9 protein-coding genes are annotated in these 13,974 nt (G+C 40.6%); 2 read left to right on the top strand and 7 right to left on the bottom strand.

The features are described 5' to 3' along the window. Position 1: 1 nt before the first annotated feature. The 4 genes from QZ995_RS00535 to treP form a co-directional block, all read right to left on the bottom strand. The gene (locus QZ995_RS00535) at positions 2-1,927 is read right to left on the bottom strand and encodes a non-ribosomal peptide synthetase (RefSeq protein WP_301801743.1); all 1,926 of its coding nucleotides are present in this window, start codon (positions 1,925-1,927) and stop codon (positions 2-4) included. A gap of 675 nt (positions 1,928-2,602) precedes the next feature. Further along, positions 2,603-4,801 (bottom strand): DNA topoisomerase III, encoded by a 2,199-nt coding sequence (locus QZ995_RS00530; RefSeq protein ID WP_301801741.1) that lies wholly within the window; start codon positions 4,799-4,801, stop codon positions 2,603-2,605. Positions 4,802-4,975: 174 nt separating this feature from the next. Beyond that, positions 4,976-6,655 carry an alpha,alpha-phosphotrehalase gene (treC, locus tag QZ995_RS00525; RefSeq protein ID WP_301801740.1) on the bottom strand — a complete coding sequence of 560 codons (1,680 nt, stop codon included), beginning with the start codon at positions 6,653-6,655 and terminating at the stop codon, positions 4,976-4,978. 75 nt (positions 6,656-6,730) lie between these two features. Then, positions 6,731-8,173: a PTS system trehalose-specific EIIBC component gene (treP, locus tag QZ995_RS00520; RefSeq protein ID WP_301801737.1), complete on the bottom strand. Its 1,443-nt coding sequence runs from the start codon at positions 8,171-8,173 to the stop codon at positions 6,731-6,733. A gap of 411 nt (positions 8,174-8,584) precedes the next feature. On the opposite strand from treP, the gene QZ995_RS00515 reads away from it, so the two are divergent. Continuing rightward, positions 8,585-8,992: a bleomycin resistance protein gene (locus QZ995_RS00515; protein ID WP_301801736.1), complete on the top strand. Its 408-nt coding sequence runs from the start codon at positions 8,585-8,587 to the stop codon at positions 8,990-8,992. Positions 8,993-9,093: 101 nt separating this feature from the next. On the opposite strand, the gene treR is transcribed toward QZ995_RS00515, so the two are convergent. Next, the gene (gene treR / locus QZ995_RS00510) at positions 9,094-9,804 is read right to left on the bottom strand and encodes a trehalose operon repressor (RefSeq protein WP_301801733.1); all 711 of its coding nucleotides are present in this window, start codon (positions 9,802-9,804) and stop codon (positions 9,094-9,096) included. Positions 9,805-10,034: 230 nt separating this feature from the next. Between treR and QZ995_RS00505 the strand changes: the two genes are divergently transcribed. Beyond that, positions 10,035-11,123 carry a Gfo/Idh/MocA family protein gene (locus tag QZ995_RS00505; protein ID WP_301801731.1) on the top strand — a complete coding sequence of 363 codons (1,089 nt, stop codon included), beginning with the start codon at positions 10,035-10,037 and terminating at the stop codon, positions 11,121-11,123. Positions 11,124-11,220: 97 nt separating this feature from the next. On the opposite strand, the gene QZ995_RS00500 is transcribed toward QZ995_RS00505, so the two are convergent. Then, positions 11,221-12,690: a lytic polysaccharide monooxygenase gene (locus QZ995_RS00500; protein ID WP_301801730.1), complete on the bottom strand. Its 1,470-nt coding sequence runs from the start codon at positions 12,688-12,690 to the stop codon at positions 11,221-11,223. A 358-nt stretch (positions 12,691-13,048) separates the two neighbouring features. After that, on the bottom strand, positions 13,049-13,777 hold the full coding sequence (locus QZ995_RS00495) for a lytic polysaccharide monooxygenase (RefSeq protein ID WP_437124704.1): 729 nt from the start codon (positions 13,775-13,777) through the stop codon (positions 13,049-13,051). Positions 13,778-13,974: the final 197 nt, after the last annotated feature.

Below are 13,974 nucleotides of genomic sequence, written 5' to 3'. Positions count from 1 at the left end.
ACTATTTCTCACTTCCCAAAATTTTCTCTTTTAAACGATCCAATTCCTGAAGCTTCAACAGTTTTTGATTGCTAGATTGCTTGCCTTTTTCACCGATTTGCTGTCCCATTTCTCTAATGGTTCCATGCTTATACAAATCTCCAATTTGGAAACTAATTTGAAACTCTTTGTTTATAGCATGCAATAGCTTAATCGCTTTGATGGAATCGCCACCTAGAGCAAAATAATTATCGTCTATGCTGATCGGTTGCATTCCAATATTTTCTTCCCATATGTGGACTAACTGCTTTTCTGTAGGTGTTTGTGGAGCTACATAAGTTCCTGTAGAGCTTTCTTGAAGTTGTGGTTCTATTTTACGAAGTGATTCTTTATCAATTTTTCCATTTGGCGTAATAGGCATTTGCGACACAAAAATGAAATGAGCCGGAATCATATAAGAGGGTAATGTTGCAGTAAGTTGTTTACGAAGATCTGCTGGTGCCAAATCTTCCGTAGATGTTATATAGGCATGTAATTGTGGTTGTGCATCTTTATCATTTGTAACTAAAACTATTGCTTCTTTAATACCTTTTTGCTTTAATAGCTCGGCTTCTATTTCTCCGAGTTCAATGCGATAGCCCCTGATTTTTACCTGATGGTCAATCCTGCCCAGGTATTCTAGCTCTCCTTCAGGTAGCCATCTAGCTAGATCTCCTGTGCGATACATTCTTTCTCCGGGGACAAACGGGTTATCCATAAACCGTTCTTCAGTTAATTCGGGTTTGTTTAAATAACCACGAGCTACTCCCTTGCCGCTCACATACAGTTCACCTTTCACCCCAATTGGAGCTAGGTTTCTCTTGGAATCTAAAACGTAGGTTCTAAGCGTTGGAATAGGCTTTCCGATATTGCTGACAGTGCTGTCCGTATCATGTAATTGGAACTCCTTATAAGTCACATGAACAGTTGTTTCTGTAATACCGTACATATTAATCAAGGCTGTATTTGGATATTTTTGTTTCCATGCTTTCAACTGCGATGGTGTCAACGCTTCTCCACCAAAAATGACTTTACGAATGGATAAACTGCTGTCTGAGCGCTGCATTTCTTCAGACGAGAGCTGATAAAAAGCTGTAGGAGTTTGATTTAAAATCGTAACCTTTTGCTCCTGAAGTAAATTTCGGAAGGCATGAGGATCTCTGGCTATCTCAAAAGAAACGAGAACGATTTTTCCTCCATACAGTAAAGCCCCATACATCTCCCAAACAGAGAAGTCAAAACAGAACGAATGAAAAACGGTCCAGACATCATCACTGGTAAAATCAAATAAATTTCTGTCATTAAAGAGCAAGCGAATGACATTGCGATGTTCAATCATAACCCCTTTTGGTTTACCAGTAGAACCTGATGTATAGATAATATAGGCCAAATCCTCAGGCTTATTTACATGCTCTAGATCAGACGTCTCCTCGTTTAAAAGGGCGCTGTCGTGCAAGAGGATCAGCTCTGCATTACAGCCTTCCGGAACCATCTCTCTATGTTCAGCTAAGACAATTTTGGTCTGGCTATCATTGATCATATAAAGAATACGTTCTGTAGGGTATGTAGGATCAATAGGCATATAAGCAGCTCCAGCCTTCAATACACCGAGAATGGAAATAAGCATGTCCATGTTGCGATCTGCTAGAATTCCAACAATCTCATCTGGAGCAACTCCATGCTTCCGTAAGCTATGTGCTACTTGATTGGCTCGTTCATTAATTTCTTTATACGTCATACTTTGTTCATTAAAAATTACTGCAGTTTGATTCGGTCTTTCTTGGACTTGCTTTTCAAACAGCCCATGAATGGTCATCTCCTGAGGAAAATTAGCGTCCGTATCATTGAATTGATTCAATAACTTATGCTTTTCTGTTTCACCCAAAAAATTTAATGTAGATAAATCCATCAGGACCACCTCTTTGTCTTTTAAAATAAAAAACGAAACATTTTGAATCAAATTTGGTTGTAACAGATACCGATTTGCTCACATCATCGCTAACATTTACGCTAGCAATCATGCGACAAAAAATTGCATTATAATACATAAAATTACAGGTTTATTTTTCAATACTACCAATAATGGACATTTTCTTCAATATTTTTCTATCACATTTTATTATTATGTTTTTATTATGTAAAAATAATGATGTTGTTTCCGATGAATTAGTAACAATGTTATTTATCAATCAAATTATTGTTATTTTTTCAGTTCATTACTGTTTTTTATCAGACTAAAAAAAGAAGGCGTTTTTAAATAGCAAAAATAGCCGTAAAAGCTCGTATCCATAGCCTTCTTGTATAGTGAACAGTGTTCTCGACTCTACGTTTTCCAAGATATAAAAACGTTAACATTTTATGGGATATTATGATCTCATTTTCGATTTAGTTTATGAATAAAGTAAATACATGTACTTCTTTCAAGGTCTCTTAACATAAAAATAATAAAATCTGAAATTTACATCATATTTTGGTAATTCCTTTTTCCATATATGAAAAAGAAGCCGAAATAGGCGCCCTTTCTCTTGCCTAATAAAGAGAGAGGGCGCCTTATTTTCGAGCATATCATTTCTCATAAAATGACTTATTGATCTAGCTTAAATTTCTTTAATGCCTCCATTAAGGCTGGATTGCCTAAGCTTTCTTGGTCTCGTTGCTGTTTTTTCATATACTGCGCTACATCTCGTTTCGAAACATTCGTCTGTTTCTCCTTGCTGCGTCTGTCGTTAAACGTTGACAATTTTTCACGATGTCCGCATTTGCATACGAATATCTTTCCTTCTCCTTCCCCACGCATCTCCATCTTCTTTCGACATTGCGGGCATCTAGCATTTGTAACCTTGGATACTGCCTTACGATGGCCGCACTCACGATCTTGACAAACTAACATTTTTCCTTTTTTGCCATTTACCTCAAGCATCAGCTTTCCGCAATCCGGGCATTTAGAGCGAGTCAGATTGTCATGACGAAATTTTTGCTCACTACATTTAATCTGTTGGACGATTTGCTCGGCATACTTCTTCATTTCCTGTATGAAGCTGTTTTTCGCTAAGCTTCCTTTAGAGATCGCTCCAAGCTTCACTTCCCATTCAGCAGTAAGAGCCGGGGAGCGAAGTTCTTCTGGCACAAGCTCAAGTAATTGCTTTCCTTTAGAAGTAATATGAATATGCTTGCCGCGCTTTTCAATGAGGAAACTATTAAACAATTTTTCAATAATATCGGCGCGAGTAGCAACAGTTCCTAATCCACCTGTCTCACCTAATGTTTTGGCTAGCTGCTTATCAACCTGTCCCATATAACGGACAGGATTCTCCATAGCAGAAAGGAGTGTAGCCTCCGTAAATGGCTCTGGAGGTTTTGTTTCCCCTTTTGTAAGAGAAATGGTTTGTACAGATAGTTGCTCACCTTGCGCAAGCTTTGGTAAGAGCTGTTCTTTTAATCCATCTCCTTGATCCTCTTCATCATAGTGGTTATCGTATATTTCCTTCCAGCCCTGACTCGTGATCGTCTTCCCTTTTGCTAGAAATTCCTCGTTGCCAATTCGGGCACGAATACTAATTTGTTCATATTCAAAGGGCTGATATAGCACAGCCAGAAAGCGTTTTACCACAAGGTCATAAATTTTACGTTCCTTATCGCTAAGCTTATTCATCAGTACGGTTTGTTCAGTTGGAATAATCGCATGGTGATCGGATACCTTGCTATTATCCACTACATGTTTACCCGCTCGAATCGGTTGCTTTAACAGCTTAGCTGCAAACGGAGTGTATGGCTTAACGGAAATCGCTCTCAATCGATCAGGCAATGTTTCGATAATATCTGACGTCAAATAGCGAGAATCTGTCCGGGGGTATGTGAGTACCTTATGTGTTTCGTACAGCCCTTGCATAATGGAGAGGGTTTCCTTTGCAGAAAAACCAAACCGCTTATTCGCATCGCGTTGTAACTCGGTTAGATCATATAAAGCCGGGGCGAAGCTTTTCTTGTCAACCTTCTTTATGTCAATAATTTCAGCTTGTTTGTTTTTACTGCTTTCGACAATTTTCTCAGCCTTCTCCTTGGTAAACGTCTTCATATCTTTTGTTTGCTGATCCTGCCACGTAAGCTTTAATCCATTCCCTGTGACCGCTTGAACACCATAATATGGACGAGGAACGAACCTTTGAATCTCCTCCTCGCGTTTGGCAATCATTGCCACAGTAGGAGTTTGCACACGTCCGCAGGAGAGCTGGGCATTATGCTTCGTTGTAAGAGCACGAGTGGCATTGATCCCGACAAACCAGTCAGCTTCAGCACGAGCTACAGCAGAAGCATAGAGATTCTCGTATTCCTTGCCGTCTCGCAGCTTTCTGAAGCCATCGCTGATTGCTTTATCAGTCACTGAGGAAATCCATAAGCGCTTAATAGGCTTTTTCACATGTGCCTTTTCTAAAATCCATCGTGCCACGAGCTCACCTTCACGACCAGCATCTGTAGCAATAATCACTTCTGTAATATCCTGACGCCCTAATATTTTTTTTACAATCTGATATTGCTTGGAGCTCTGTCTGATGACAGTTAATTGCAGGCGAGACGGCAACAGCGGTAAATCCTCCAGCTTCCAAGCTTTATATGTCTGGCCATAAGCTTCAGGATCAGCCAACGTAACCAGATGTCCAAATGCCCAGGTAACCACATATTTGTCGCCTTCAAGGTACCCATTCCCCTGCTTGGTGCATTTCAAGACTCTGGCGATATCTTTACCCACTGAGGGTTTCTCTGCTAAAACAATCTTTTTACTCATGTTGTCATCCTCTCAAAACCGGATTCTATCGGTTGAACATGACGATCTTATTATGTCAACCACTCTCCTTCTTATGATACCGCTGTATGGCTGTGAGTACAAATAGAAACAAAAAAACAAAATGCCCATTTCCCAATCCGATGCTGGGAGATGAGCATTCTGTTTACCAAGCTGTTATTTGATTAAAATAGCAAGCGACTCGTATGGACGCAATGTAAATTCGCCCAATGTTGCCGGCACATCAGGATAGTTGGTCAGAATAACCTCCGTATGTGCTTTTTGAGTTATCTCCTTCGGCAGTACAAATTTTGTCGGCTCTGCGTAAAAATTATTAACTACGACTAACTGCTCAGCACCATATTGGCGTACATAGGCATAAATGTGAGGATGCTCTGGATACAGCATTGTAAAATCGCCATATGCAATAACATCATGCTTTTTGCGTAACTGGATCAATTTTTGATAGTGATACCAGATGGAATCCTGATCTTCTTGCGCTCGCTGCGCATTGATAAATGGATAATTATTAGCTACCTGAATCCAAGGAGTACCTGCCGTGAATCCACCGTTAGGAGCGTCCATCCATTGCATTGGTGTACGTGAATTATCCCTGGATTTTTGTTTGATCGCCTTCATGATCTCCTGCTCAGAGAGGCCTGTCTCTTGAAGCAAATGGTAGGCATTAATCGTTTCTACATCGCGATATTCCTCAATACGAGAAAAACCAGGATCAGTCATACCAAACTCTTCCCCCTGATAAACGTAGGGAGTACCTTGCATAAAATGAAGAGCCGTACCCAGCATTTTCGCAGATTCCTTATGATATTTCTGATCATCTCCAAAGCGAGTAACTACACGCGGTTGATCGTGATTGCACCAGAACAAAGCATTCCAGCCTTCACCTGCTTGCATTCCAACCTGCCATTCATTGAGAATGCTCTTTAATTTGACAAAATCAAACTCACCTGCAGCCCACTTCTGGCCGTTCGGATAGTCGACCTTCAAATGATGAAAATTAAAGACCATGCTTAGCTCTTTTTCGTCTGGATTGGTATAGCGAATACAATTATCAATCGTTGTAGACGACATTTCTCCTACAGTCAATATCTGAGGATAATGTGAAAACACCTGCTCGTTCATTTCTTTTAAATATTCATGAATGCGCGGACCATCCGTATAAAAACGTCGTCCGTCCTCCATTGGGCTTTGTAGCGTATCGTTTTGGAAGCTCTGATCCTTGGAAATTACATTAATAACATCTAAGCGGAAACCATCAACGCCTTTTTTCAGCCAAAAATGCATCATATCATAAATTTCGCGCCGCAAAGTCGGGTTCTCCCAGTTCAAATCAGCTTGCGTCACATCGTACAAATGCAAGTAATATTGTCCTGTCTGCTCATCCCATTCCCAAGCATTTCCTCCAAATTTAGACTGCCAGTTCGTAGGGGGATTGCCATCCACACCATCTTTCCAAATATAATAGTCGCGATACGGATTATCTTTGGAAGACCTTGCTTGTTTAAACCATTCATGCTCAATCGATGTATGGTTCACAACGATATCCATAATCAGCTTGATATTGCGCTGATGAGCCTCATGCAACAAATCTTCAAAGGACTCCATAGTTCCGTACTCCGGATTGATCGTATAGTAATCACTGATATCGTAGCCATTATCCTTTTGTGGAGACGCATAAATAGGAGTTAACCAGATTACATCCACACCTAATTGCTGTAAATAGTCTAATTGGCGAGTGATACCTGCCAAATCTCCGATGCCATTCCCTGTTGTATCAAGAAAGCTTTTCGGATAAATCTGATACACGACAGCTTTCTTCCACCATGTTTTCTGCATTGCTTACACCACCATTTTTTGTAAAGACTTAATCTAGTTGTATGTGCATAACTTACGTGTCATATATGTTAGTTGTTATGCTACAGACTTTGTCCCTTGCTCTTCTGCCTTTTTGCTGCGCATTTTGCCAAATATAATAGTAAGGACAAAAGGTATAACTAAAGCGATTGCCATTCCGACAAAGAACGGTAACCAATTTTGCGGGAAGATGGACAAGAAGCCTGGTAAACCACCCACACCAATCGAAGCGGCTTTCACTTTATTTATCGTAATAAATACAGCACCGAGCGCAGATCCAATCATCGCGGCGATAAATGGATAACGCATCCGCAGATTTACCCCGAACATAGCTGGTTCTGTAATTCCTAAGAAAGCGGAAATCGCTGATGTAAGTGATAAGCCCTTGCCTTTTTCATCGCGAATCAAAAACATCGTAGCTAAGGAAGCAGAGCCCTGAGCAATATTAGAAAGCACTAAAATCGGCCATAAGAAGGTTCCGCCTACACTTGCGATCAATTGTAAATCTACTGCCAGGAAGGTATGATGCATGCCAGTTACAACCAGCAAGGCATAGAAACCACCATAAATGAAACCGCCAACTGCTGCAAAATTATCAAAAATGCTCACAAAGGCATTCGTAATTACAGTTCCGACTGAGAAGGTTAATGGCCCAATCACGATAAATGATAGGAATCCTGTCACTAACAATGTTACAGGAGCTACTAATAATAGCTTGAAAGCGTCTGGTACGCGCTTATTCATGAATTGTTCTATCTTCGCTAAACAAAACGCTGAGACAAGAACAGGCAATACTTGACCTTGATACCCAATTTTTTCAATGCTTAAGCCAAATAAATTCCAGTATGGCACCGTTCCTTTTGCAACCGCATCTCCATATCCCCAAGCATTTAATAAATCTGGGTGGATCAGCATTAGCCCAAGTACCATTCCAAGAAGCTCACTGCCGCCAAAGCGTTTAGCAGCAGACCAACCGATTAATGCAGGCAAGAATACGAAAGATGTATTGGCAATGAGATTAATGATATCTGCTAGGTCCTTCCATTGACCGTATACCTGAATAAGTGATTGGTCTGGGAAAAATATCCCTTTACCTGTCAAAACATTATTGATCCCCATTAGCAAACCAGCAGTCACAATTGCGGGTAGAATTGGGATGAAAATATCAGCTAATGTTTTAATTGCTCGTTGTATCGGATTTAATTTTTTTTCCGTAGCATCCTTAAGCTCCTGCTTGGAAGCCTTTTCTAAACTAGTCAGCTCTAATAAATGAGCATAAGCTTTTTCAACAAGACCAGGACCAATCACAACCTGAAACTGTCCATTCGCTGAAAAGGAGCCTTTTACTAGATCATTACTATCTAGCTCTTCCTTCTGGACCTTCCCCTCATCAAGCAAAGCAAGGCGTAAGCGCGTTACACAATGTGAAGCGGTTACAATATTTTCTTTACCGCCTAGTGCTTCAACGATCTCCTCCACGGACTTTTTGCTAACACTCATAGATGTACCTCCTCTTGGAATCGCTTTCATCATTATTTGTTGGTCTTAGTATAACTTGTATAGACAAGTTTGTAAACACTTGTTTATACAAGTTATACTAGACAAATTATTCTAAAGCACCGAAAGGAAATGCCCCTTCCCGCTTTACCGAAACAGCAATGCATCTAGCATGCAGACTCAAAAACACCCTGCTCCGCTTTAACCTGGTAAAAAACCTGCTACCTGATTAGGCACAAAAAATCTCACCATTTCTATTGCGCTGATCCTGCTCTGAAAGTAATGCTAAAGCGTTTTTATTTTTATCTTTTAAAAAAACAGGAGTGACTATGTTGATTCGCGAAATCTATAAGTCTTGCAATCGGGATTGTTTGAAAAGAAGACATATGTAGCATATGAATAGGAGGTTTACTCATGCAAATGATGGAAGCCATTCCGGCATTGCCTGTAACAGATATAAGGAAAAGCGAGGATTTTTATCGTGATAAACTAGGTTTTACCCTCATTTATCACGAAGAGGGATTCGCTATCTTGAAATGTCATTATGTGGAGATTCATCTTTGGGTAGCCAGTGATGAAAGCTGGCGTAATCGAAACGATCTCTCGCCGATCGTTTCAGGTGCAGAATCATTTATTGCAGGTACAGCCGGCTGCCGAATCAGAGTGGAAAATATTGATGAGCTTTATCAGCGTATTCAACCGCTGAATATCCTGCATTCCAACGGTCATATAAAAGAGCAGCCTTGGGGTGATCGTGGTTTCAGCGTACTAGACCCGGACAATAACATCATTACGTTTTTTGAACCCCTAAACACCCAATGAGCAGAGGCCGTCATAGTCCATGTTTTATATAGCAGGGCTACCTGATAGGGACATTCATTGTTCCTACATTATCTAGCTGTTGCTTCACGCAAACGATTATTTCATCGCCTACGTGCAAAATCAGTAAACACAAATCGATCTGGACGATGCCGCGACTCTGTATACTCAAATATCGTACCGTCATACAAATGCACATAGTTGCGAACCACAACAACAAACCCAAATGCTTTCATATCCAGATATTCTCGGTCTTTTCCTGTTGCTTGCTCTACTTGAATGACTCTTTGCGCAAACCCAATTTTTAATTCCAAATCATTCTCTATATACTCGTAAATAGATTTTTCAGCAATTTCAGGAGTCAAGCCTGCACACTTATCTTTGCTAAAATAGTTGATATCCAATATGACCCTTTCTCCATCCAGCTTTCTTACCCGATATAAATGATAAACGTTTATACCATTTGGAAGATGAGTTTTTTGTTCCAGTTTTTCATCAATAACCAGCTCTGTAAAAAATGGCACAGTTGTCGAAAAGACCAATCCGCTATTTTCATTAGCTTCTTTAAAGCTGACTAATCCACCAAAGGAAAAGCTAATCGTATTTTGATCTAAAACAAAGACGCCCTTCCCATGCATGCTGTTTACAAGTCCTTCTTCAGCCAGCATATCTAAAGCACGGCGAATCGTGCCCCTGCTAGTCTCAAACTTTTTGCAAAAATCATTTTCAGAAGGTAATTTTTCCCCTGGTGGATACACTCCTTCAATAATTCCCTGTCTAATTTCTTCATAAATAGCAAGATATCTTCTGTTCATTATCCGTTTCCTCCGTGTATCAATAGCCCTGTCAATGCTTTATCTTTCTATATTCTCTATTCCATACTACCAGAAGTTGTTAGGGATGAAAAAGAAATAGGACGTAAATGAGAAAATCGGCTACTGAAAATGATCTTTGTTACTAGGATGATAGATATTTTTCAAGAATAGAAAAATATCTGTATTTTCTTTATAATGTATGAAACAGAAAGAAAAGGAGAGGACGTGCTATGTCAACATCTACATTAAAAGTGGGGATTATTGGAACAGGCTTTGGTGCCTCAGTCCATGCTCCGCTTTTTCAGGCTCATCCACAGTTTGAGGCAGTTGCAATTACGAGTGTATCAGGAAGAAACACCGAGCAAGTTAGACAAGCAACAGGCATCACGAATATTTACTCCGATTGGAAAACGATGTTAATCTCAGAACCTCTCGATCTTGTTTCTGTTACATCAGCACAGTATCAGCATAAAGAGATGGTTTGTGAAGCCTTTTCTCACGGGTATCATGTCCTATGTGAAAAACCAATGGCACTCAATCTCAACGAGGCGGAAGATATGATTGCCGCACGTGATCACGCAAATCGATTCGGAGCCATTAATTTTGAATTCAGATATCTACCTGCTCGATCAAAGGTAAAAGAGATCATCAAAAGCGGACAATTAGGCCGAATTATACATATTCGTTACCAAGGAAATGCACTAAATTATCTTTCCCACCATTCAGGCCATAAAAGCTGGAAAGAAGACAAATCGTTAGGCGGCGGCACACTTAACTCAATCGGTTCCCATATGATTGACTCCATACAGTGGTGGCTTCAAGAACCAATAACCTCCGTTTCTGGACAAACGCCTATCCACTTTCCTGAATTAGAGGATCTCTCAGGGAAAAAGCATACTCGTACCTCAGACGATTCATTCCAGCTTGTAGGAGCTTCCCAAAGTGGCTCCACCTTTGAGCTAAGCTTTCTCATACGCGGTCGTCATTGCAAGCATAATTGGTCGCTTGAGATTTATGGAACAGAAGGAACGCTATTTATGACGGATGATAACCAAATACATCTTGGTATAGAAGCAAGGCCGCTTACCTTGGTCGATCTAAAGGCTTCTTTGCAAATGCCTGCCACGCTTCCTGCTTCTGCTGCATTTTTTTACACACCATTTACCCACATGCTAGACGAGCTAGCTGATGTGCTTTTACACAAAGACAGGAAACCAAAGACTCTGGCTACCTTCGAGGAGGGCTATCAAGTACAGCGTATACTAGATGCCAGCAGACAAAGTGCAGATCAAGGAACCCGTGTATGCATTCTCTCCTAGCAAGCCTTAAAACATTAGGACATACAAAAAAGGACCATTCGAAAATGCTGCTGAATGGTCCCTTTTTTCTAATCCTAGCTGTTACTGCTCCGGCTACTTACTGTACGAGTGTCCATACGGATGACGTACTAGGCTTTTCACCTTTTGTCCACCAATTTGCTTGGTAGGTTTTACCCTCGTAGGATACCTTTGCCCCACCTTGGTAGGCTTTCTCGCTGTTCCATTTTTGTATAACATCGCCCACCTGCTTCCATACATCAGTGCTGTCGGGACGGTCGCCGCGAGTCCACCATTGAGCTTCATATTCTACGCCCTCATATATCACTCGATCACCATTATTATAAACGTTGTCTTTGTTCCATGTGTCACCGGTGTTTTCAGTCTGCTCTTTTTCGGTACGTACCGTTACTTTTTGGGAAAAACCAGATTTATTACCTGCATGGTCGACAGCTACTACCATATAAGAATAGGTTGTGTCAGCCTCCAAATCCTTGTCTGTAAAGGTTGTTTCTCTAGTCGTCCCTACATGTCGGCCGTCACGATACACTTCATAAGCGTGGATTCCATGAGGAGCTGTAGAGGCTGTCCAACTCAACTCAATTGTAGATGCAGTTTTTGCTGGGGAAACTAGATTGCCTGGTACAGTTGGCAATTCTACTTGTTCGTCTTCTTTGCTAGTTCTAACTGTGAATGGCTTGGACATTTCTGATTTATTTCCAGCAAAATCAATGGCTCGAACCGTATATGTGTAAGCCGTATCGATAGTCAATTCCTTATCTTCAAAATATGCCTGGCTAGTCTTACCTGCTAAATGACCATTGCGATATACTTCATATTCCTTGATACCTTCAGAAGCTGTCGAGGCTGACCAGCGCAATTCAATACTTGTTGTTGTCTGTCCTGGAGAGGTCAGGTTACTAGGAATTGTCGGCAATTGTACCTCTGGTTCTGTTGGGTTACCATCGTTTTTCAAATTAACGTCGATTGCTTGGTAAAAAGCATTCCCTGTATCAGCGATTTCCCACACACCAAGGATGATATGGTAGCCGCTGCGATCGGTTGGAACATTAACAATGTGAGACACTGATTTAGGAGGAACCTTGCCACCATCGTTAAACTTAGCAATAAGCTCAAGATCGTCGCGCCCTAGTGGGTTGTTAGGATTCCAATCTTTTTTCGTTATATAATATTTCCAGTCACCAGTAGAATGCGGAGCGGTTAAATACCACGTAAAAGTATTTTTTCCACCTTTCATGTCTACTTTTTTCCATCTGCTATCGGTTTGGACAAAGAGTTCCTTATATTTTCCTGCTCCTGTAATCTCCCCATCTTTAGGTCCGGATTGTGGGAAATTACCTACTCCCTCTACGCTTTGCGGTTCATATTGAATTTGACCGCAGCCAACGTTTTGTCCTTGCTTACAAAGTAAAGTCCTGCTTGCAGGTGATTCAATGTAACCATGTGCTGACGCGCTGCTTGCAAATACCATCGTACCAGCCATAGCTGCCAGCGTTATTCCAAATGCTACTGAGCTCTTTCCAAAAACTGTTTTCCATTGCAAAGCCATTCTGTCTACCTCCTAGTATGTAATGTTCTAGGTTATACCAAATACTTTGTAACACTTGTTATTTTATTAAAATTGGTAGCAGATTAGATAGATTCTTTACGACTGAATTATTACATTACAATAGTCATATTTTTAAATCTACTAATTTTTAAAAGTAAGAGATTTGATTTTGATAAAATCCAAGCAAAATGATGGAAACGGCAATTCTTTCCTTTATGTATTTTTGATGTATCCTTTTTTAGGATCAAAGAACTAGATTTATGTTAGTATTACATTATTTTTTTTGCATAGGTTTTTTGACTCAAAAAAGCCGAATAATAGGCGTTTTAGTGACACCTATTATTCGGTCTATAACTACTCAGTATAGTGCGCGGTGATCACCGGCAAACCAGCGGGCACGCGGCAGAATACTTCCCTGTTTCATTTGTTGTATTGTAGAAAAGATAGGGCTTACCTTTTCCATTTGAGGAGCTTGTGGTGCTATAGCAGTCTTGCTTACATCAGTCGAGACTTGCTCAGTAGCAGCGCTTTTGACCAGATTAACGTCTATCACTTGATAAAAAGCATTCGTGGTATCCGCAATCTCCCACACAGCCAGAATAAGATGATAACCACTGTGATCAGTTGGTACATTGCAAGTATGAGTCACCGTCGTACCAGGTCTGTTTCCACCATCGTAATAGTAGCAAAACGGAACTAGGTCTAAGTCGGAACGAGCAAGTGGTTTATTGGGATTCCAGCCATTTTTCGTAATGTAATACTTCCATTCCCTTGTGCTATGCGATGCTGTCAATCTCCACTTAAACGTATTTTCCCCACTATGCATCGTTACTTTTTTCCAACGATCAGCGGTTTGTGTATACAGATCGGGATAGCGCCCTGCTCCTGTGATTTGTCCATCCGGTGGGCCAGATTGTGGAAAGGACCCTTCTCCTTCTACACTCTGAGGCTCATACTGAATGGGACCGCAATTCATGTTTTTGCCTTGTTTACACATAAAAGCCCGGCTTGTAGGCGATTCCACATAGCCGTGAGCTGATACACGTTCAGCAATAAACATAGCCCCTGCTATCATTACTACTAGCATCCCAAAAGCAACACATACCTTGATTGCCATCTTGCTCATGACGCTCTGTTCTGCCATTTAATGACCTCCCATGATGTGGTAAAGCAAAGTTCTGACAAGACCGCAATACTCACCTCCATTTATAACATTAGTAATATTATAAAAATGGGAGTCATTATTTAGAACTTATTAAACTGTTTTTTACAGTTCAGACGCCA

This window comes from Brevibacillus laterosporus (genome assembly GCF_030489605.1).
GTDB classification, from domain to species: Bacteria; Bacillota; Bacilli; order Brevibacillales; family Brevibacillaceae; genus Brevibacillus_B; species Brevibacillus_B laterosporus_E.
The sequence above is the reverse complement of the archived record's forward strand: the minus strand, read 5'-3'. Positions and strand labels throughout refer to the sequence as shown.

Bases quoted from the DNA above. Each gene is read 5' to 3' on its own strand.
- QZ995_RS00535 (WP_301801743.1), bottom strand. From the start codon at position 1,927: ATGGATTTATCTACATTAAATTTTTTGGGTGAAACAGAAAAGCATAAG.
- QZ995_RS00530 (WP_301801741.1), bottom strand. From the start codon at position 4,801: ATGAGTAAAAAGATTGTTTTAGCAGAGAAACCCTCAGTGGGTAAAGAT.
- treC (WP_301801740.1), bottom strand. From the start codon at position 6,655: ATGCAGAAAACATGGTGGAAGAAAGCTGTCGTGTATCAGATTTATCCG.
- treP (WP_301801737.1), bottom strand. From the start codon at position 8,173: ATGAGTGTTAGCAAAAAGTCCGTGGAGGAGATCGTTGAAGCACTAGGC.
- QZ995_RS00515 (WP_301801736.1), top strand. From the start codon at position 8,585: ATGCAAATGATGGAAGCCATTCCGGCATTGCCTGTAACAGATATAAGG.
- treR (WP_301801733.1), bottom strand. From the start codon at position 9,804: ATGAACAGAAGATATCTTGCTATTTATGAAGAAATTAGACAGGGAATT.
- QZ995_RS00505 (WP_301801731.1), top strand. From the start codon at position 10,035: ATGTCAACATCTACATTAAAAGTGGGGATTATTGGAACAGGCTTTGGT.
- QZ995_RS00500 (WP_301801730.1), bottom strand. From the start codon at position 12,690: ATGGCTTTGCAATGGAAAACAGTTTTTGGAAAGAGCTCAGTAGCATTT.
- QZ995_RS00495 (WP_437124704.1), bottom strand. From the start codon at position 13,777: ATGCTAGTAGTAATGATAGCAGGGGCTATGTTTATTGCTGAACGTGTA.